Annotated in this window: 17 protein-coding genes; 14 read left to right on the forward strand and 3 right to left on the reverse strand. The window is 63.6% G+C overall.

From position 1 onward, the window contains the following. Positions 1 to 5: 5 nt before the first annotated feature. Positions 6 to 1,076 carry a GDP-mannose 4,6-dehydratase gene (gmd, locus tag NLY37_RS17325; protein ID WP_023740953.1) on the reverse strand — a complete coding sequence of 357 codons (1,071 nt, stop codon included), beginning with the start codon at positions 1,074 to 1,076 and terminating at the stop codon, positions 6 to 8. A 104-nt stretch (positions 1,077 to 1,180) separates the two neighbouring features. After that, a complete protein-coding gene (locus tag NLY37_RS17330; RefSeq protein WP_023740952.1) occupies positions 1,181 to 2,335 on the reverse strand; it encodes a dihydrodipicolinate synthase family protein in 1,155 nt (384 codons plus the stop codon). 229 nt (positions 2,336 to 2,564) lie between these two features. Between NLY37_RS17330 and NLY37_RS17335 the strand changes: the two genes are divergently transcribed. The 14 genes from NLY37_RS17335 (at position 2,565) to NLY37_RS17400 (ending at position 18,680) form a co-directional block, all read left to right on the forward strand. Then, the gene (locus NLY37_RS17335; RefSeq protein WP_023740951.1) at positions 2,565 to 3,623 is read left to right on the forward strand and encodes a LacI family DNA-binding transcriptional regulator; all 1,059 of its coding nucleotides are present in this window, start codon (positions 2,565 to 2,567) and stop codon (positions 3,621 to 3,623) included. Beyond that, positions 3,620 to 4,630, forward strand: coding sequence for a Gfo/Idh/MocA family protein (locus NLY37_RS17340; RefSeq protein WP_023740950.1), 1,011 nt, complete (start codon positions 3,620 to 3,622; stop codon positions 4,628 to 4,630). The genes NLY37_RS17335 and NLY37_RS17340 overlap by 4 nt, the downstream gene beginning before the upstream one ends. Beyond that, positions 4,627 to 6,228 (forward strand): acyl CoA:acetate/3-ketoacid CoA transferase, encoded by a 1,602-nt coding sequence (locus NLY37_RS17345; RefSeq protein WP_023740949.1) that lies wholly within the window; start codon positions 4,627 to 4,629, stop codon positions 6,226 to 6,228. Before NLY37_RS17340 ends, NLY37_RS17345 begins: the two co-directional genes overlap by 4 nt. After that, complete coding sequence (locus tag NLY37_RS17350; RefSeq protein WP_023740948.1) at positions 6,221 to 6,997, forward strand: enoyl-CoA hydratase/isomerase family protein; 777 nt, start codon at positions 6,221 to 6,223, stop codon at positions 6,995 to 6,997. The genes NLY37_RS17345 and NLY37_RS17350 overlap by 8 nt, the downstream gene beginning before the upstream one ends. A gap of 11 nt (positions 6,998 to 7,008) precedes the next feature. Continuing rightward, positions 7,009 to 8,520 (forward strand): aldehyde dehydrogenase family protein, encoded by a 1,512-nt coding sequence (locus NLY37_RS17355; RefSeq protein ID WP_023740947.1) that lies wholly within the window; start codon positions 7,009 to 7,011, stop codon positions 8,518 to 8,520. Between the two features lie 58 nt (positions 8,521 to 8,578). Next, on the forward strand, positions 8,579 to 9,832 hold the full coding sequence (locus tag NLY37_RS17360; protein ID WP_027049809.1) for an ABC transporter substrate-binding protein: 1,254 nt from the start codon (positions 8,579 to 8,581) through the stop codon (positions 9,830 to 9,832). Positions 9,833 to 10,085: 253 nt separating this feature from the next. Further along, a complete protein-coding gene (locus NLY37_RS17365) occupies positions 10,086 to 11,036 on the forward strand; it encodes a carbohydrate ABC transporter permease (RefSeq protein WP_023683220.1) in 951 nt (316 codons plus the stop codon). Further along, positions 11,033 to 11,992: a carbohydrate ABC transporter permease gene (locus NLY37_RS17370; protein ID WP_023671181.1), complete on the forward strand. Its 960-nt coding sequence runs from the start codon at positions 11,033 to 11,035 to the stop codon at positions 11,990 to 11,992. Before NLY37_RS17365 ends, NLY37_RS17370 begins: the two co-directional genes overlap by 4 nt. 20 nt (positions 11,993 to 12,012) lie before the next feature. Further along, positions 12,013 to 13,128 (forward strand): ABC transporter ATP-binding protein, encoded by a 1,116-nt coding sequence (locus tag NLY37_RS17375; protein ID WP_023671180.1) that lies wholly within the window; start codon positions 12,013 to 12,015, stop codon positions 13,126 to 13,128. 5 nt (positions 13,129 to 13,133) lie between these two features. Further along, complete coding sequence (locus NLY37_RS17380; RefSeq protein ID WP_023740946.1) at positions 13,134 to 14,636, forward strand: GMC oxidoreductase; 1,503 nt, start codon at positions 13,134 to 13,136, stop codon at positions 14,634 to 14,636. Beyond that, positions 14,633 to 15,394: a 3-ketoacyl-ACP reductase gene (locus tag NLY37_RS17385; protein ID WP_023671178.1), complete on the forward strand. Its 762-nt coding sequence runs from the start codon at positions 14,633 to 14,635 to the stop codon at positions 15,392 to 15,394. The genes NLY37_RS17380 and NLY37_RS17385 overlap by 4 nt, the downstream gene beginning before the upstream one ends. Positions 15,395 to 15,406: 12 nt before the next feature. Next, the gene (locus tag NLY37_RS17390; protein WP_023740945.1) at positions 15,407 to 17,035 is read left to right on the forward strand and encodes a GMC family oxidoreductase; all 1,629 of its coding nucleotides are present in this window, start codon (positions 15,407 to 15,409) and stop codon (positions 17,033 to 17,035) included. 20 nt (positions 17,036 to 17,055) lie between these two features. Next, positions 17,056 to 17,373 carry a Dabb family protein gene (locus NLY37_RS17395; protein ID WP_023683219.1) on the forward strand — a complete coding sequence of 106 codons (318 nt, stop codon included), beginning with the start codon at positions 17,056 to 17,058 and terminating at the stop codon, positions 17,371 to 17,373. An 89-nt stretch (positions 17,374 to 17,462) separates the two neighbouring features. Next, the gene (locus tag NLY37_RS17400; protein ID WP_023740944.1) at positions 17,463 to 18,680 is read left to right on the forward strand and encodes an MFS transporter; all 1,218 of its coding nucleotides are present in this window, start codon (positions 17,463 to 17,465) and stop codon (positions 18,678 to 18,680) included. A gap of 12 nt (positions 18,681 to 18,692) precedes the next feature. Here the strand turns inward: NLY37_RS17400 and NLY37_RS17405 are convergent, their stop codons facing one another. Then, positions 18,693 to 19,538 carry an EamA family transporter gene (locus tag NLY37_RS17405; RefSeq protein WP_023683217.1) on the reverse strand — a complete coding sequence of 282 codons (846 nt, stop codon included), beginning with the start codon at positions 19,536 to 19,538 and terminating at the stop codon, positions 18,693 to 18,695. Positions 19,539 to 19,543: the final 5 nt, after the last annotated feature.

A 19,543-nucleotide genomic window follows, 5' to 3' on the forward strand; every position in this document is an offset into this window, starting at 1 on the left:
CTGCCTCACGCAGAACGGCTGTTCTGCCGCGTGCCGCCGGCGGTGCGCGCCAGATCGGCCTGCACCATTTCCGCCACCAGATCCCTGAAGCCGGTCGTGTGCGACCACCCCAGCCTGGCTTTGGCCTTGGCGGGGTCGCCGAGCAGCAGGTCGACCTCGGTCGGCCGGAAATAGCGCGGATCGATGCGCACCAGGACAGTGCCCGAACCGGCATCGACACCGACTTCATCGACACCCTCGCCTTGCCAGCGGATGGTGCGGCCGGTCTCGGCAAACGCCAGCTCGACGAATTCGCGCACCGAATGCGCCTCGCCGGTCGCCAGCACGAAATCGTCGGCTTCGCTGTGCTGCAGAATGCGCCACATGCCCTCCACATAGTCGCGCGCATGGCCCCAATCACGCTTGGCGTCGAGATTGCCGAGATAGAGCGTGTCCTGCAGGCCGTGATGGATCGAGGCGACGGCCCGCGTGATCTTGCGGGTGACGAAGGTTTCGCCGCGTGTCGGGCTTTCGTGGTTGAACAGGATTCCGTTGGCGGCGAACATGCCGTAAGCCTCGCGGTAGTTGACCGTGATCCAGTAGGCGTAAAGCTTGGCCGCGGCATAGGGCGAGCGCGGATGGAAGGGCGTCGCCTCGCTTTGCGGGACCTCGCGCGCCTTGCCGTAAAGCTCCGACGTCGATGCCTGATAGAAGCGCACCGACTTCTCCAGGCGCAGGATGCGGATCGCCTCGAGCAGCCTGAGTGTTCCCAGCGCATCGGCATTGCCGGTGTATTCCGGCGTCTCGAAACTCACCTGGACATGACTCTGGGCGCCGAGATTGTAGATCTCACCGGGCTGTGTCTCCTGCACCAGGCGAATAAGGTTGGTCGCGTCGGTCAGGTCGCCATAATGCAGGAAGAAACGCGCACCGCGCTCGTGCGGATCGACATAGATGTCGTCAACGCGCTTGGTGTTGAACGAGGACGAGCGGCGTTTGACGCCATGGACAATATAGCCCTTCTGCAGAAGCAATTCTGCGAGATAGGCCCCGTCCTGCCCGGTAACCCCGGTGATGAGCGCCACTTTTTCCGTCATTGCCGCTCCGTCCGCATCCAATCCCGGCAACCGAATACAGATTTGGCGCGAGAACGCAAATCCCCCATACGGGGGACAGGTTTCAGCCAGCGATTGTGTCGTTCTCAGGCACCTGCAACCGCGCAGAAATGCTTCATCCTGGCCAGTGCAAGCTCGGGATCGGCGAGCAACCCTGCCTGGTCGGCAAGGCGGAAGATGTCGGCATAGTGCAGGATGCCGCGCGCCGACTGCATGCCGCCGACCATGGCGAAATGGTCCTGATGGCCGTTGAGCCAGGCAATGAAGACGATGCCGGCCTTGTAATACTCCGTCGGCGCCTCGAAGATCTTGCGCGACAACGGCATTGTCGGCGCCATCAGCGCGTCAAAGCCGGCGCGGTCGCCGTCAGCCAGTTTCGCGAGCGCCGCACTGGCGACCGGCGCGATGGCGTCGAATATGCCGAGCAAGGCGTGCGAGTGCCGCTTCCCGTCGCCGGCAATCAGTTCGGGATAGTTGAAATCGTCGCCGGTGAACATGACGACGCCTTCCGGCAACCGGTTGCGCAAGGCAACTTCCTTGCCGGCATCGAGCAGGGAAATCTTTATCCCCTCGACCTTGCCGGCATGGCGCTCGATGATGGCGACGACGGTGTCGAGCGCGGCCTCGAAATTGCCGCTGCCCCAATAACCTTTCAGTGCAGGATCGAACATGTCGCCCAGCCAGTGCAGGATGACCTTGCCGGATGCCTGGCTGAGGATGCGATCGTAGACCCTGATATAGTCGTCCGGACCCTTTGCGACCGCTGCCAGCGCCCGGCTGGCCATCATGATCGCCTTGCCGCCCTCGCCTTCAATGAAAGCGAACTGCTCCTCATAGGCGGCGATCACATCTTCGAGTGATCTCGAATTGGCCGGCGCCAGATGATCGGTGCCGGCGCCCGAGGCGAGGTCTGCGCCTTCGACGCTGCGCGCCTCGGCGATCGAGCGGCGGATCAATTCCTGCGCATTCGCCCAGTCGAAACCCATGCCGCGCTGGGAGGTGTCCATCGCCTCGGCGATGCGGAAGCCAAGCCGCCACAAATGATGCCGAAACGCCATCGTCTTGTCCCAATCGACCGCAGGCTTCGACCAGGGGTCGATCATCGCGAAAGGGTCGGCGACGACATGGGCCGCGGCATAGGCGATGCGCGGGAAAACCGCACCGATTACGGGCTCGACCGGACTGCCCGCGAGCTTGTAGCTGACGCGGCCGCCATTCTGCGTAGGCAGGGTGATATCCATGGCAACCTCCGTTTTCGGCATCCTATAAATGGAACGTTCCAATAAATCAAGAACCTTTATGATTGCGGCGATTGAACCGGTCCAAATGCCGAAGAAGGCTAAGAGTCCTTGCTAGGAACCACATCCATCACCTTTTCGATCTCCGCAAGAATCCCGATTGACTCTCGGTTGGCAGAGTGATTAGAACGTTCCAATAGATTTGCCCATTTAAGCGGAGGAAACCACCGACATGGCCAGCCGGGCCAAGGCAACGATCCTGGACATCGCCCGCGAGGCTGGTGTGTCCAAATCGACGGTGTCGCTTGTGCTGCAAGGCTCAGGGCTGATCCGGCCTGAAACCGCGGTCAAGGTTCGCAAGGCGATCGAGGATGTCGGCTATGTCTACAACCGCGGCGCCGCCAATCTGCGCAAAGCCCATTCCAACGTCATCGGCATGGTCATCAACGATCTCACCAACCCCTTTTTCGCCGAACTGGCGGTCGGCATGGAGCGCGTCTTCCAGTCAGCCGGCATCGTGCCCTTCATCGCCAACACCGCGGAGAACCCGGTGCGCCAGGAAGAAGTGCTGAAGTCGCTGATGGAACAGGGCGTCGCAGGCTTGATCGTGTCACCGGCACGCGGCACCACGCCGGGCGCCTTCCGTCGCCTCGAGATGGCGGGCGTGCCGGTCGTCTTCGCCATGCGCCGCCTGCCGGACAGCCGCATCCCGGTGATCGCTCCTGACAACCATCGCGGCGCGTATCTCGCCGCCGCCCATCTGATCGGCAAGGGCCATCGCCGGCTGGCCTTCTTCGGCGGCACCTCCGACCTAGTCGTCTATCAGGAGCGCCTGGGCGGTTTTCGTGAAGCTTGCGAGACATTGGGCATGGCCAGACGCGACGTGCTTGTCGTCGAAGGCGAGACCAGCCGCAGGGGCGGCATCGCCTGCCTGGAAACCGCCCTTGCCATGGCCGAGCCGCCGACGGCGGCGCTGTGCTTCAACGACGCCGTCGCCTTCGGCGTCATGCTGGCGCTGCGCAAGCGCGGGCTGGAGCCCGGCGCGGATTTCGCCGTCGTCGGCTTCGACGACGTGGTCGAGGCCGAGCATTATATGCCGGCGCTGACCAGCGTCTCGGTGGACACACCCGGCCTCGGCGAACGCGCCGCCCACGTCATGCTGAAGATGATCCAGTCGCGCATCACGCATGCCGAGGACCATATCGGCGCCGTCAATCTAGTCGTCAGGGACAGCTGCGGTCCCGATCGCGGCGCCCAGGACACATCAGCAGGAATGGGAGACGCGGCATGAGCGTCAAATGGGGACTGATCGGCGCCAGCACGATCGCCAAACAGTTCATGATCAACGCCATCCGCGCGCAAGAGGGTGGCGAGATCGCGGCGGTGATGAGCTCCAGTCCGCAGCGCGCCAAGACTTATGCCGCGGAACAGAATATTCCGCTTGCCGTCTCGACGCTGGACGACCTGCTCGGCGCCGAAATCGACGCCGTCTACATCTCGACCACCAATGAACTGCATCTCGAACAGGCATTGGCTGCGATCAAGGCGGGAAAGCATGTTCTGTGCGAAAAGCCGCTGGCGCTGAACAGCGCCGACGCGCGCACCACGGTCGCCGCCGCCAAGGCAGCCGGCGTGGTGCTTGGCACCAACCATCATCTGCGCAATGCCGGCGCCCACCGCGCCATGCACGACGCCATATCAGCCGGCCGTATCGGCAAGCCGATTGCCGCGCGTGTGTTCCACGCGGTCTATCTGCCGGAGAACCTGCAGGGCTGGCGCATCACCAAACCGGAAGCCGGCGGCGGCGTGGTGCTCGACATCACCGTGCACGATGCCGACACGCTGCGCTTCGTGCTCGGCGACGACCCGATCGAGATTTCGGCCTTCACCCAGTCGGCCGGCATGGCCGGCAGCGGGCTGGAAGACGGCGCCATGTGCATCTGGCGCTTCAAGTCTGGCGTGATTGCCCAGTCGCATGAAGGCTTCACCACCAGATACGCCGATACCGGCTTCGAAGTGCATGGCTCGGAAGGCTCGCTGATTGCCAAAAATGTGATGACGCAGAAGCCGGTCGGTTCGGTGCTTCTACGCACCGCCAAGGGCGAGGAGGAACTGAGCTTCGACCGCGAAGACCTCTACGTCAGGTCGCTGCGCCAGTTCCATGCCGCTATCAGCGGCGCGGGCCAGCCCTCCGCAACCGGCGAGGACGGCGTCTGGTCCCTGGCGTCGGCCGAAGCAGCGTTGCAGTCGGCAAAATCCGGCAAGGCCGTCACTATCGATCCGAAAGGTGTCGCGTGAGCAAGCTCGTCTCCGCCGCTGAAGCAGCAAGCCTGATCAAGGACGGCATGACCGTCTCCGTCTCGTCGTCGAGCGGCCTCGGCTGCCCGGATGCCGTGCTGGCCGCCATCGGCGAGCGCTTCGACGCCGAAGGCCATCCCAAAGACATCACCACGCTGCACCCCATCGCCGCCGGCGACATGTATGGCATCAAGGGCATCGACCATCTGGCCAAGCCCGGCTTGTTGAAGCGCACGCTCTGCGGCTCCTATCCCTCAGGCCCCTCCTCGTCCGAGCCGCCGCAGATATGGAAGATGATCGGCGACAATTCGGTCGCCGCCTACAACGTGCCCTCCGGCATCCTGTTCGACATGCACCGCGAAGCTGCCGCCAAGCGGCCGGGCGTGCTGACCAAGGTCGGCCTCGACACTTTTGCCGACCCGCGCCACCAGGGCTGCGCCATGAATGAGGCTGCAAGCGAGCCGATCGTCTCGGTGCAGCAGTTCGACGGCGAGGAATGGCTCTATTTCCGCTCGATCGTGCCCAACGTTTCGATCATCCGCGCCACCACCGCCGACGAGCGCGGCAACCTCACTTACGAGCATGAAGGCGCCTATTTGGGCGGCCTCGAACAGGCGCTCGCCGCGCGCAACAATGGCGGCATCGTCATTGCGCAGGTCAAGCGGGTCGTCGAGAACGGCACGCTGAAGCCGCATGACGTGCGCGTGCCCGGCGTCCTGGTCGACCACATCGTGGTGGCGCCGGACCAGTTGCAGACGACGCTGACTCCTTACGACCCGGCGATTTCGGGCGAGATCTTCCGGCCGTTGTCCAGCTTCCGCAACGCCGACATGAACGTCCAGAAAGTAATCGCGCGCCGCGTCGCCATGGAATTGCGCGACGGCATGGCGGTCAACATCGGCTTCGGCATCTCGGCCAACGTGCCGCGTATCCTTCTCGAGGAAGGCCAGCACGGCAAGGTCACCTGGGTGATCGAGCAGGGCGCCGTCGGCGGCGTGCCGCTGCTCGACTTCAAGTTCGGCTGCGCTTCCAATGCCGAGGCGATCATGCCCTCGCCGCACCAGTTCATCTATTTCCAGGCCGGCGGCTTCGATGCCTCGCTGTTGTCCTTCCTGCAGATCGACCGCCATGGCTCCGTCAACGTGTCGAAACTCTCGGCCCGGCCACATGTCACCGCCGGGGCCGGCGGCTTTGTCGACATCACGGCACGGGCGAAAAAGATCGTCTTCTCCGGCTTCTTCAATGCCGGCGCAAAACTGTCGCTCGCCGATGGCGGCATCCGCATCGATGCAGAAGGCAAGGTCAAGAAGGTGGTCAACGAGGTCGAACACATCTCCTTCTCCGGCAAGCGCGCCGTCGCGCAAGGGCAGGACATCACCTACGTCACCGAGCGCTGCGTGATGAAGCTGACGCCGAACGGTCTGATGGTGACGGAACTGGCGCCCGGCATCGACCTCGAACGCGATGTGCTGGCGCAGTCAGAGATTCCGCTCGGCATCGCCAACGATCTCAAGGTCACGCCGGCGGCTCTCTATCAGGACCGGCCGATCGGCCTGTCGCTGAATGGTGGCGCTTCTCTCGGAGGCGCGCATGGCTGAGCGCCTCGTCACCTTCGAGCAGGACGGCGCCATCGGCATCGTCACGCTGCGCCGGCCGGAGAAGTTCAACGCGCTGGACATTCCGATGCTGCGCGCTCTCGAGACAGCGCTCGACGAAGCCGAAATGGCTGAAGGCGTGCGCGTCGTGCTGGTCCGTGGCGAAGGCAAGGGCTTTTGCGCCGGCGGCGATGTCGAGGCCTGGGGCGAGATGAGCGCTGCTGACTTTCAGGTGCATTGGGTGCGTTATGGCCACCGCGTCTTCGACCGACTGGCGCGGCTGCGGCAACCGACCATCGCGGTGCTTTCCGGTCATGCGCTGGGTGGCGGGCTGGAACTGGCGGTCGCCTGCGACTTCCGTGTCGCCGAAACGCAGGTGAAGCTCGGCTTCCCCGAGACATCGATCGGCGTCGTCCCCGGCTGGTCCGGCACGCAGCGCGCCGTGCGCCGCTTCGGTGCGCAGATCGTGCGCCGCATGGCGCTCGGCGGCGAGCTCTTTGCCGCCTCCGACGCGCTTGCACTCGGCGTCGTTGACCGCGTGGTCGAGACCGGCCAGGCGCTGGCAGAGGCCAGGACTTGGGCCGAAAAAATCGCCGGGCGCGGGCCGCTCGCAACCGAAGCCGCCAAGCTGATGATCGCAGTCGCCGAAGGCGAGGAAAGTGCGGCCGCCACCGAGGCGCTCGCCAGCGGCTTCGTTGCGCTGACCGGCGACCTCAAAGCCGGCGTGAGCGCCTTCAAGGCCAAGCAGAAGCCGGCCTTTTCGAGATCCTAGAGAAAAGCATGATGAACGCACCGCTCAACATTTCGATGCCAGCCGAGGCGTCCAAGGCGCCGAAGGCTTACAAGCTCCTGATCGACGGCAAGCATGTCGATGCCCGTGACGGCCGCACGATTGCGCGCAACAGCCCCGGCCATGGCTTCACCGTTTCGCGCTATGCGCAGGCCGGCGAGGCCGAGGTGGAGGCGGCCATGCAGGCCGCGCACAAGGCATTCGAGACCGGCCCGTGGCCGCGCACGAAGGCGGCCGAGCGCGCCGCGATCCTGCTCAAGACGGCTGACCTGATCGAGGCCCAGCTCGAAGACATCGCCCGCCTCGATGCGCTGGAATCCGGCAAGCCGATCGCCCAGGCGCGCGGCGAGATCGGCGGCGCCGTCGACATCTGGCGCTATGCCGCCTCGCTCGCCCGCACGCTGCACGGCGAGAGTTACGCCAATCTCGGCGACGCCATGCTGGGCGTGGTGCTGCGCGAGCCGATCGGCGTCGTCTCGATCATCACCCCGTGGAATTTCCCGTTCTTGATCGTCAGCCAGAAACTGCCCTTCGCGCTCGCCGCCGGCTGCACCGCGGTGGTCAAGCCGAGCGAAATGACCTCGGCCTCGACCTTCGTGCTCGGCGACATCCTGATGCAGGCCGGCCTGCCCGCCGGCGTCGTCAACATCCTGGCCGGCCTCGGCGCCGATGTCGGGGGGCCGATGGTCAGCCATCCGCTGGTCGAGATGGTGTCGTTCACCGGCTCTACCCGCGTCGGCAAGATGACCATGGCTTCTGCCGCGCAGTCGCTGAAGAAAGTCTCGATGGAGCTCGGCGGCAAGAACGGCCAGATCGTCTTCCCCGATGCCGATCTCGAGGCGGCCGCTGACGCAGCAGTGTTCGGCGGCTTCTTCAACGCCGGCGAATGCTGCAATGCCGGCAGTCGGCTGATCGTGCATGAAGCCATCGCCGACGATTTCCTCGCCACTGTCAAGGCCCTGACCGCCAAGGTAACGGTCGGCGACCCACTCGACGACCGAACCAAGGTTGGCGCGATGATATCAGCCGACCATCTGACCAAGGTCGCAGATTACGTTGCGGCAGCAGCAAAAGACGGCAGCAATGTCTATAGCGGTGGCGGCCAATTGGCGTCCAATGCCGGCCAGTACCTCGATCCGACCATCATTCGCGGCGTTACCGAAGACATGGCTATTGCGCGCGAGGAAGTGTTTGGCCCGGTGCTCTCCGTGCTGACTTTTGGATCGATTGAAAAGGCGTTGCACATCGCCAACAACACGCCCTATGGTCTGTCTGCAGGGGTGTGGAGCGCCAGAATCGACACTTGTATGTCGGTGGCGCGTGGTGTGCGTTCGGGGACCGTTTGGGTGAACACATTCATGGAAGGCTTTCCCGAGTTGCCATTCGGGGGCTACAAGCAGTCCGGCATCGGACGCGAACTCGGCAAACGCGCTGTCGAGGATTATACCGAGGAAAAGACAATCCAGTTTCATCGCGGCCAGCGCACCGGTTGGTGGGTCGGCTGAGTTTGGAAGAACCCGGTGGGCTTCCACCGGTCGTGTAATGCAACAAGGGAGGTAGAACATGTTGCGCAAACTGCTTATCGGAACGGCTCTGGCGACGGCCTTTGCTTTCTCGGCCCATGCCGAAGACGTCAAGGAAGTGCAGATGCTGCATTGGTGGACGTCGGGCGGCGAAGCGGCTGCTCTCAACGTCCTCAAGGGCGACCTTGCCAAGGAAGGCTATGCCTGGAAGGACGTGCCGGTGGCCGGTGGTGGCGGCGACGCCGCCATGACTGCGCTGAAGGCGATGGTCGCGGCCGGCAATTACCCGACCGCGTCGCAGATGCTCGGCTACACCGTGCTCGACTATGCGGCGGCCGGCGTCATGGGCGACCTGACCGAGACGGCGAAGAAGGAAGGCTGGGACAAGTCGGTTCCGGCAGCCCTGCAGAAGTTCTCCGTCTATGATGGCAAGTGGGTCGCTGCTCCAGTCAACGTCCACTCCGTCAACTGGCTGTGGATCAACAAGGCGGTGATGGACAAGATCGGCGGCACCGAGCCAAAGACCTTCGACGACTTCGTCGCCCTGCTCGACAAAGCCAAGGCGGCTGGCGTTATTCCGCTCGCCCTTGGCGGCCAGAACTGGCAGGAAGCCACCATGTTCGACTCGGTTGTGCTGTCGACCGGCGGACCTGAGTTCTACAAGAAGGCCTTCAACGACCTCGACGACGAGTCCCTCAAGTCGGACACGATGAAGAAGTCGTTCGACAACCTCGCCAAGCTCGTCACCTATGTCGACCCGAACTTCTCGGGCCGCGACTGGAACCTTGCCACCGCCATGGTCATCAAGGGCGATGCCCTGGTGCAGGTGATGGGTGACTGGGCCAAGGGCGAGTTCAACGCCGCCAAGAAAACGCCGGGCACCGACTTCCTGTGCTATCGCTTCCCGGGCACGGAAGGCTCGGTGGTCTACAACTCCGACATGTTCGGCATGTTCAACGTTCCGGACGACCGCAAGGCCGCCCAGGTCGCGTTGGCCACCGCCACCCTGTCGAAGAGCTTCCAGTCGGCCTTCAACGTCGTCAAGGGTTCGGTTCCCGCCCGTACCGACGTTCCGGACACCGACTTCGACGCGTGCGGCAAGAAGGGCATCGCCGACCTGAAGGCTGCCAACGAAGGCGGCACACTGTTCGGCTCGCTTGCCCAGGGCTATGGCGCGCCTCCGGCGGTCGCCAATGCCTACAAGGACGTCGTTTCGAAGTTCGTCCACGGTCAGATCAAGACCTCGGACGAAGCCGTGACCGAACTGGTCAAGGCAATCGACGACGCCAAGTAAGCCCTGGCCGGCAAGACACCTTTCCCGCTTCGGCGGGGAAGGTTCGCCTCAGGATTGGCCGGCTGGCGCAATTCCAGGAAAAGTGTGAGCGGTTTTCCGGCCGGAATTGCGTAAAAGAAAGAGTTAGAGAGGTTCGCCGTTTCCGTGAAACGGTGAAACCCTCTTGAACACCATGCCGACCAGAGACCCGTATGCACGGGGCCGCCTTGCCTCCTGACGGCAGAGCACGGACGACCCTAACGGGAGGAGCCTCATGAGCAGTGTAGCGACGACCCAGATCAAGCTGACACCCGAGCGGTCTCGCCCCTCCGTGCGCGCGCGATTGCAGGACGCGCTGCCGAAGATCGTGCTGGCGCCGAGCTTCGCCATCACCATCGTCTTCGTCTATGGCTTTATCATGTGGACTGTCTATCTGTCCTTCACTAATTCCAAGACCTTCCCGTCCTATGTCATTACCGGACCACGCGCGTATCTACGGCTGTGGGGCTGGACGTTCGACTCCGACCCGCCATCGAGCTGGTACACGTCGATCGTCAATATGGGCATTTTTGGCTTTCTCTACATCGCCATCTGCCTGGCGCTCGGCCTGTTCCTGGCCATCCTGCTCGACCAGAAGATTCGCGGCGAAGGCGTGTTGCGGCCGATCTATCTCTACCCGATGGCGCTGTCCTTCATCGTCACCGGCGTCGCCTGGAAATGGTTCCTCGACCCCGGCCTCGGTCTTGAGCAGACCTTGCATCAGTGGGGCTGGACGAGCTTCCATTTCGACTGGATCAAGAACAAGGATTTCGTCATCTACACGGTGGTCATTGCCGGCGTCTGGCAGGCCTCCGGCTTCATCATGGCGATGTTCCTGGCCGGCCTGCGTGGCATTGACGGCGAGATCATGAAGGCGGCGCAGATCGACGGTGCCACCACCTTTCAGCTCTACCGCCGCATCGTCATTCCGCTGCTGCGGCCAATCTTCCTGTCGGCCTTCATCGTGCTCGCGCACCTTGCCATCAAGTCCTACGATCTCGTCGTGGCGCTGACCAGCGGCGGCCCCGGTGGCTCGGCCTGGCTGCCGTCCAACTTCATGTATGAGTACACCTTCAAGCGCAACGAAATGGCCGTCGGCTCGGCCAGTGCCGTGATCATGCTGATGACCATCGTCGCCATCATCGTGCCCTATCTCTATTCCGAACTGCGGGAGAAGCCGCGATGAGCGCTGTCGCCACCCCTGCCCGCCCCGCTGCTTCCCAAAAGGCCTCCGGCGGCATGAGCACCAAGACCCTCAACCGCATCGTCATTTACGGGCTTCTGGCGCTGTTTGCGCTGTTTTATCTGATGCCGCTGTTCGTCATGCTGGTGACCTCGTTCAAGACCATGGACGAGATCCAGAACGGCAACATGCTGGCGTTGCCCACGGCGCCGACCTTCGACCCGTGGCTGAAGGCCTGGGGCGAGACCTGCGTCGGCCTCACCTGCGCCGGCATCAAGGGCTATTTCTGGAACTCGATCAAGATGGTGGTTCCAGCCGTACTGATCTCGACCATGCTCGGCGCGCTCAACGGCTACGTCTTGACCAAATGGCGTTTTCGCGGCGCCACGCTGGTGTTCGGGCTGATGCTGTTTGCCTGCTTCATTCCGTTCCAGTCGGTGCTGCTGCCGATGGCGACCATTCTCGGCAGCTTGGGACGTTTCGGCGTGAAGCTGCAGAATGCGACGGGTACGAGTTTCGGTCTCGGCAATCCGACGGTCAACCTGGTCTTCGTCCATGTCGTCTACGGCATCGGCTTCACCACGCTGTTTTTCCGCAACTATTACGAGGCGTTCCCGAACGAACTGATCAAGGCGGCGCAGGTCGACGGCGCCTCCTTCTTCCAGATCTTCCGCCGCATCATGCTGCCGAACTCGATGCCGATCTTCGTCGTCACCGTCATCTACCAGTTCACCAACATCTGGAACGACTTCCTGTTCGCTTCGGCTTACGCCGGCACAGGCGACTCCATGCCGATGACGGTGGCGCTCAACAACGTCGTCAACACCTCGACCGGCGTCGTCGAATACAACGTCAACATGGCGGCCGCGATGATCGCGGCTCTGCCCACTCTGATCGTCTATGTCGTCGCCGGCCGCTATTTCGTGCGCGGGCTGATGGCTGGCGCGGTCAAGGGCTGATCAATTCGGAAGGAACGACCATGGCTTTTCTGGAAATTGATGGGCTGAAGAAGCGCTTCGGGAATGTCGAGATCCTGAAGGGCATCGATGTCGAGCTCGAAAAGGGCGGCTTCCTGGTGCTGGTCGGCCCGTCCGGCTGCGGCAAGTCCACCTTGCTCAACACGATTGCCGGCCTGGAGCAGATCACCGAGGGCGAAATCCGCGTCGACGGCCGCGCCATCAACGATCTGCACCCATCCAAGCGCGACATCGCCATGGTGTTCCAGAGCTATGCGCTCTATCCGAACATGACGGTGGCCGGAAACATCTCCTTCGGCATGGAGATGCGCGGCGTGCCGGCCGACGAACGCCAAAAGGCGATCGACAAGGTGGCCAAGGTCCTGCAGATCGGCCACCTCCTGCAGCGCAAGCCGAGCCAGCTTTCCGGCGGCCAGCGCCAGCGCGTCGCCATGGGCCGGGCGCTGGTGCGCGACCCCAAGCTGTTCCTGTTCGACGAGCCTTTGTCCAACCTCGACGCCAAATTGCGCGTTGACATGCGCATCGAGATCAAGCGCCTGCATGCCACCACCGGCACAACCATCGTCTACGTCACCCACGACCAGATCGAGGCGATGACGCTGGCTACCAAGATCGCCGTCATGCGCGACGGCGAGGTGCAGCAGTTCGGCACCCCGGCCGAGATCTACAACAACCCGACCAATTTGTTCGTCGCCGACTTCATGGGTTCGCCAGCGATGAACCTGATCCCGGCGACCATTGCCACGTCGGGCAATGCGCTGTCCGTCGTGTTGGAGCGCGAGGCGCGCGAGCCGATCACGCTGCCGATGGCCAACGCGCCAGCGGGTCTTTCGGCATTCCAGGGCAAGCCGATCATCTTCGGCGTGCGCCCGGAAGCGCTGACCGATCCGGAAGGTGCGGAACGCAACGCCTCCAACATTGCCACTGCCGACCTGCACATCGAAGTGGTCGAGCCGGCAGGGTCCGACACGTTCGCGGTGACCAACCTCGGCGGCAAGGGCGTGGTGGCGCGGTTGCGGGCCGACGCCAACATCCAGCCGGGCACCAGCACGCCGCTCGCCTTCAACCTGACCAAGGCCGTGTTCTTCGATCCGGCGACCGAACACCGCATCCGCTGATCGAGATGGTCAGCCCCGATATCGTCATCATCGGCTCCGGTATCGGCGGCGCTACGATCGCTTCCGGCCTGGCGGGCAGCGGTGCCTCGGTCCTGATGCTGGAGCGCGGTGAGCCCTTGACGGCAACGCCGCATGCCCGCGACACGCGCTCCATCTTCGTCGACGGCCACTACCGTCCGAAGGAGATGTGGCGCGAGCCCGGCGGTGCGGCCTTCAACCCCGGCAATTACTACTATGTCGGCGGCAATTCGAAATTCTACGGCGCGGTGCTGATCCGCTACCGCAAAGAGGATTTCGCCGCCATGGAGCACTTCGGTGGCGTCTCGCCGGCATGGCCGTTTTCCTACGATGAATTCGAGCCTTGGTATTCGAAAGCCGAGCAGCTGTTTCGCGTCCGCGGCTCGCTCGGCGAGGACCCGACCGAACCGTTCCACTCGATCCCCTATGCTTTCAAGCCGGTGCCCGACGAAGCGCCGATTGCGCGCGCCCGCGCCGAGCTGAAGGGACTGGGCCTGCACCCCGCCTCGCTGCCGCTCGGCGTCGACATCGACACCTGGCTGAAAGAGGGCAAGACCGGCTGGGACGCATTCCCCAACACCGCCCAGGGCAAGGTCGATGCGCAGACCGGACCGCTGACGGCTGCACTCAAGGACAGCAATATCCGACTCGAAACCGGCTGCCATGTCGAATATCTCGAAGCGTCGTCCGACGGCAAAAGCATCGCTGCCGTTCACTACCGTCAGAATGGCGAGCTGAAGAAAGTCGCGCCGAAGCTGGTCATCCTGTCGGCCGGCGCGGTCAATTCCGCCGTCATCCTGCTGCGCTCGCCTTCATCAGACGGTAAAGGCCTCGCCAACAGCTCCGACCAGGTCGGCCGCAATTTCATGAACCATAATTCGAGCGCCATGCTGGCGATCGATCCGCGCCGCAGGAACGACAGCGTCTACCAGAAGACGCTGATGCTGAATGACTACTATCTCTCCGACGGCAAAGGCGGCAAGCCGCTCGGCAACGTCCAGCTGCTCGGCAAGATCGACGGCAACATGTTGAAGGCCAACGTCAAACGCGTGCCGAAATTCGCGCTCGATTACATGGCCGGTCACGCCGTCGACTGGTATCTGATGTGCGAGGATCTACCCGATCCGGAAAGCCGCATCATGGTCGACGGCAAGGACATCGTCATGCAATGGCGGCGCTCCAACATGCAGTCGCTGGACGGGCTGACCAGGGTGATGCGTGAGAACTTCCGCGCCTGCGGTTATCCCATCGTGCTGTCGCGTCCCTTCGACAAGCGCACGCCCTCGCACCAGTGCGGCACGGTGAAAATGGGCGACCATCCGGCGACGTCGCCGCTCGACCCTTTCTGCCGCGCCTTCGACCACCCGAACCTGTTCGTTGTCGACGCCAGTTTTTTGCCGAACTCGGCCGCCGTGAATCCGGCGCTGTCGATTGCGGCACAGGCGCTGCGCGTGGCCGAGCATATTCGCCGAACGGACCTCGCGGCATGACCCGCCCCGCAGCAATCGTCACCGGCGGTGCGCGCGGCATTGGGCTCGCCTGCGCCGAGGCGCTGGCCGGGGACGGCTTCGACATTTTGATCGCCGACCTTGCCGAACAAGCGCCGGACGAACTGGCCGCCAACATCACCGCACGGGGTGCGGAGTTCGCCTATGTCCGTTGTGATATCGCCAACCTCGAGGATCACACGGCCCTCGTCGACGCCGCCATACGTGCCTTCAGCCGCATCGACTGCCTCGTCAACAATGCCGGCATCGGCGCCGTGGTGCGCGGCGATCTGCTGGAGCTGAAGCCCGAGAATTTCGACCGTGCGCTGGACGTCAATTTGCGCGGCACAGTCTTCCTTAGCCAGGCCGTCGCCAAGGCGATGCTGGCGGCTCCCAGCAATCATCCGCGCTCGATCATCACCATCACCTCGGTCAGCGCCGATATGGCCTCGCCGGAACGCGCCGACTACTGCATCTCGAAAGCCGGCCTTTCGATGTGGGTGAAGAACCTGGCGCTACGGCTTGCGCCGGAAAACATCGGCGTGTTCGAACTGCGGCCGGGCATCATTCGCACCGACATGACCGCGAGCGTATCAGCCAAATACGACGCGCTTATCGACAGCGGCCTGGTGCCGGCAAAACGCTGGGGCGAAGCATCGGACATCGGCGCCGTGGTGGCGACGCTTGCCGCCGGCAAGCTCGGCTTTTCCACAGGCTCGATTATCAATGTCGACGGCGCGCTCTCCGTGCCTCGACTGTAGGTGGATAGGGTTATGACCGACTACATCATCGTAGGTGCCGGCCCGGCCGGCTGCGTTCTGGCCAACCGGCTGAGCGAGGATCCAGCGAACTCCGTGCTGCTGCTCGAGGCCGGCGGCAAGGACTGGCACCCCTACATCCACATGCCGGCGGGCTTTGCCAAGATGACCAAGGGCATCGCTTCCTGGGGCTGGTCGACTGTGCCGCAGAGGCACATGCAAGACCGCGTCTTCTGGTATACGCAGGCGAAGGTGGTCGGCGGCGGCTCGTCCATCAATGCCCAGATATACACGCGCGGCAACGCTCGCGACTACGACGCATGGGAGAAGGAAGAGGGCCTCGCGGGCTGGGGCTATCGCGACGTGCTGCCCTATTTCAAGCGCGCCGAGAACAACCAGCGCTTCGCCAACGATTTTCACGGCGACCAGGGGCCGCTCGGCGTGTCGAACCCGATTTCGCCGCTGCCGATTTGCGAGGCCTATTTCCGCGCCGGCCAAGAGATGGGCATCCCCTTCAACCCGGATTTCAACGGCGCTAGCCAGGAAGGCGTCGGCTACTACCAGCTCACCCAGAAGGACGCCCGGCGCTCATCCGCTTCGGTCGCCTATTTGAAGCCCATCCGCGCCCGCAAGAACCTGACGGTCCGAACCGATGTGCTGGTCACCCGCATCGTCGTCGAGAAAGGCCGCGCCATCGGCGTCGAGATCGCCGACAAACCCGGCGGCGAGAAGACCATCATGCGCGCCGAGCGCGAAGTGATCGTCTCGTCCGGCGCCATCGGTTCGCCGAAGCTGTTGATGCAGTCGGGCATCGGCCCGGCTGATCACCTGAAATCGGTCGGCGTGACGCCGGTGCATGATCTGCCCGGTGTCGGCTCCAACATGCAGGACCATCTCGATTTGTTCGTCATCGCCGAATGCACCGGCGACCACACCTATGACAACTACGCCAAGCTGCACCGCACCGCGTGGGCCGGCTTGCAGTATCTGCTGCTGAAGAAAGGGCCGGTCGCCTCCAGCCTGTTCGAGACCGGCGGCTTCTGGTACGCCGATCCGACCGCCGCCTCGCCCGACATCCAGTTCCATCTGGGACTCGGCTCCGGCATCGAGGCCGGCGTCGAGAGGTTGAAGAACCCCGGCGTGACCTTGAACTCGGCCTTCCTGCGCCCGCGCTCGCGCGGCACGGTGCGGCTGAGCAGCGCCGACCCGGCCGACCACCCGCTGATCGATCCCAACTATTGGTCGGACCCTTATGACCGCGCCATGTCGATCAAGGGCCTCAGGCTTGCGCGCGAGATCATGCGGCAGAAGGCGCTTGCACCTTACGTGTTGCGCGAGGTGCTGCCCGGACCATCGCTCGCCAGCGACGACGAGCTGATCGACTATGCCTGCCGCACCGCCAAGACCGACCATCACCCCGTAGGCACCTGCCGCATGGGCCATGACGATATGGCGGTGGTCACACCGGACCTGCGCCTGCGCGGCATCGAGGGCCTGCGCGTCTGCGATGCCTCGGTGATGCCGCGCGTGCCTTCTTCCAACACCAATGCGCCGACCATCATGGTCGGCGAAAAAGGCGCCGACATCATCCTCGGCCGCGAGCCGCTTCCGCCGGCGGTGTTCTCCGGCAATCGGGCCGCATAGCCACTTAGGAGAACGAACCAATGATCAGACACTGCGTCTTCGTACGCTTCCGCAGCGATGTGCCCGCCACCGAGCGCACGGCAATCCACGCCGATCTCGAAGCACTGCGCTCCGTTGTCGACGGCATGGACACGGTCCATTTCAGCACCAATGTCAGCCCGGAGCCGTTCGCGCGCGGCTTCAGCCATGCCTTCACCATCGACTTCCGCGATGCCGCCGCCCGCGACGCCTATCTCGTGCATGAAGCGCATCAGCGCGCCGGCGCCCGATTGGTCGCAGCGCTCGAAGGCGGCACCGACGGGCTGATGGTGTTCGATCTCGACATTACGAAAAAGTGACCGCGCTTCTTTCGAAAGCCGGCTGACGCCTGTTCTCTTTTGCGCCCCAAGGAACATATCGTTCCCCGGGGGCGTTTAGGAGGAACGTCGTGGCTCTCACCGCGCAGCAGAAGAAAACCGTCCTTGCCTCCTTCCTCGGCTGGACGCTCGACGCTTTCGATTTCTTCCTTCTGACGTTCCTGCTCACCGATATCGCAGCCGAATTCAACACCGACGTCCCGGCAGTCTCCAAGGCGTTGTTCCTGACGCTGGCGACACGCTTCATCGGCGCCTTCTTCTTCGGCAGGCTGGCCGACAAATATGGGCGCAAGCCCATTCTGATGCTCAACATCGTCAGCTATTCGGTGATCGGCGCGCTGGCTGCCTTCTCGCCCAATCTCGGCATTTTCCTCGCGCTGCGCGCTCTGTTCGGCATCGCCATGGGCGGCGAATGGGGGCTGGGCAGTTCGCTCGCCATGGAGTCCATTCCGCCCAGTGCCCGCGGCATGGTCTCGGGCATCCTGCAATGCGGCTATCCCACCGGCTACCTTCTGGCGGCCGTGGTTTACGGCGTGCTCTACCAGCAGACGATCGGTGGTTACACGATCGGCTGGCGCGCCATGTTCCTGCTCTCCTTCCTGCCGGCACTGATCGTGCTCTTCATCCGCTCGCATGTGCCGGAATCGCCGGCCTTCGTCGAGGCGCAGAAATCCGTCAGACCTGGCCTTCTTGAAACGCTGCAGAAGCACTGGGGCGTCGCCGTCTATGCGGTCGTGCTGATGATGTTCTTCAATTTCTTCAGCCACGGCACGCAGGACCTCTACCCGACCTTCCTCAAGAAGCAGCATGGCTTCGACCCGCACACGGTGAGCTGGATCACCATCGTCGCCAATATCGGCGCCATCGTCGGCGGGTTGGCGTTCGGCGCACTGTCGGAGAAGATCGGCCGCGTCAGCGCGATAACGCTCGCCTGCCTGATTGCCTTGCCCTCGATTCCGCTCTGGGCCTTCAGCTCGACACCGTTCATGCTGGCCATCGGCGCCTTCGTCATGCAGGTCGCGGTGCAGGGCGCCTGGGGCGTCATTCCGGTGCATCTTAACGAGCTGTCGCCCGGCGCCGTGCGGGCAACCTTGCCCGGCTTCATCTACCAGGCCGGCAATCTCGCGGCGTCCTATGGCGGTCCCTACCAGGCCGGCATCGCCGAGGCGTCTGGAGGCAGCTATGGCTACGCGCTGGCGCTGTTTGCCGGCGTGGTCGCCGTCTGCATCATCCTCGTCATCCGCTTCAGTCCGGAACGGCGCGGACAGGTGATGACGGTGCTCGGCTGAAGTATCAGGCTCTCAGCCCAGCCTGAGGGCCACGACACCGGCGACGATGCTGAGCGCGGCGGCGCCGCGCCAGCCTGTCATCTTCTCGCCGAGCGCGAAAACCGAGATCATCATGGCAAACAGGATCGACGTCTCGCGCAACGACGCCACCGAGGCGATCGGCGCCTTGGTCATCGCCCACATGACGATCCAGTAGGCCGCGCCGCTGAGCACGCCGGTGAACAGGCCTGCCTTCCAGTCACGCGCCAGCACGGGCAGCGCCTTGGGCCCGCGAAAGATGAGGCACAGCACCAGCGCCCACGTGGCATCGCAGATGAACAGCCATGCGGCATAGCTCGTTGCCGTTGCGGCCAGCCGCGCGCCGCTGCCGTCGGAGAGCGTATAGCTGGATATGAAGATCGAAGTGCCGAGCGCAAAGCCGACCGCCCGCACATTGATCCGCTCCAGATGCGCGCCGCCGCGAAACGACATCACCAGCGTGCCGGCCGACAGCAGCAGGATGCCGAGGATGGCGAACGGCGCCGGCATCTCCTGCACCACGACAACGCCGCCGAGGGCGGTCAAAAGCGGCGCCGTGCCGCGCGCCAGCGGATAGGTCTGGGCGAAATCGCCGGCCTTGTAGGCGCCGATCAGGAAGGTCCGGTAGCCCATGTGAAAGAGCACCGAGGCGATGATAAAGGGCCATACCGCGGCCTTTGGAAACTCGACGAAGGGCAGCACGAACAGTGCGGCAAAACCCATGCCCAGCGTCATCAGCGTGATCGACAGGAAGCGATCGAGATGGACCTTGACCAGCGCGTTCCAGATCGCGTGCATGGCGGCGGCGGCAAGCACCGCGAAGAAGACGAAAAGCGTCATCGAGG

Source organism: Mesorhizobium sp. C395A (assembly GCF_030323205.1).
Taxonomy (GTDB): domain Bacteria; phylum Pseudomonadota; class Alphaproteobacteria; order Rhizobiales; family Rhizobiaceae; genus Mesorhizobium.

Bases quoted from the DNA above. Each gene is read 5' to 3' on its own strand.
- gmd (WP_023740953.1), bottom strand. From the start codon at position 1,076: ATGACGGAAAAAGTGGCGCTCATCACCGGGGTTACCGGGCAGGACGGG.
- NLY37_RS17375 (WP_023671180.1), top strand. From the start codon at position 12,013: ATGGCTTTTCTGGAAATTGATGGGCTGAAGAAGCGCTTCGGGAATGTC.
- NLY37_RS17370 (WP_023671181.1), top strand. From the start codon at position 11,033: ATGAGCGCTGTCGCCACCCCTGCCCGCCCCGCTGCTTCCCAAAAGGCC.
- NLY37_RS17395 (WP_023683219.1), top strand. From the start codon at position 17,056: ATGATCAGACACTGCGTCTTCGTACGCTTCCGCAGCGATGTGCCCGCC.
- NLY37_RS17385 (WP_023671178.1), top strand. From the start codon at position 14,633: ATGACCCGCCCCGCAGCAATCGTCACCGGCGGTGCGCGCGGCATTGGG.
- NLY37_RS17360 (WP_027049809.1), top strand. From the start codon at position 8,579: ATGTTGCGCAAACTGCTTATCGGAACGGCTCTGGCGACGGCCTTTGCT.
- NLY37_RS17390 (WP_023740945.1), top strand. From the start codon at position 15,407: ATGACCGACTACATCATCGTAGGTGCCGGCCCGGCCGGCTGCGTTCTG.
- NLY37_RS17330 (WP_023740952.1), bottom strand. From the start codon at position 2,335: ATGGATATCACCCTGCCTACGCAGAATGGCGGCCGCGTCAGCTACAAG.
- NLY37_RS17350 (WP_023740948.1), top strand. From the start codon at position 6,221: ATGGCTGAGCGCCTCGTCACCTTCGAGCAGGACGGCGCCATCGGCATC.
- NLY37_RS17380 (WP_023740946.1), top strand. From the start codon at position 13,134: ATGGTCAGCCCCGATATCGTCATCATCGGCTCCGGTATCGGCGGCGCT.
- NLY37_RS17365 (WP_023683220.1), top strand. From the start codon at position 10,086: ATGAGCAGTGTAGCGACGACCCAGATCAAGCTGACACCCGAGCGGTCT.
- NLY37_RS17340 (WP_023740950.1), top strand. From the start codon at position 3,620: ATGAGCGTCAAATGGGGACTGATCGGCGCCAGCACGATCGCCAAACAG.
- NLY37_RS17405 (WP_023683217.1), bottom strand. From the start codon at position 19,538: ATGACGCTTTTCGTCTTCTTCGCGGTGCTTGCCGCCGCCGCCATGCAC.
- NLY37_RS17355 (WP_023740947.1), top strand. From the start codon at position 7,009: ATGAACGCACCGCTCAACATTTCGATGCCAGCCGAGGCGTCCAAGGCG.
- NLY37_RS17335 (WP_023740951.1), top strand. From the start codon at position 2,565: ATGGCCAGCCGGGCCAAGGCAACGATCCTGGACATCGCCCGCGAGGCT.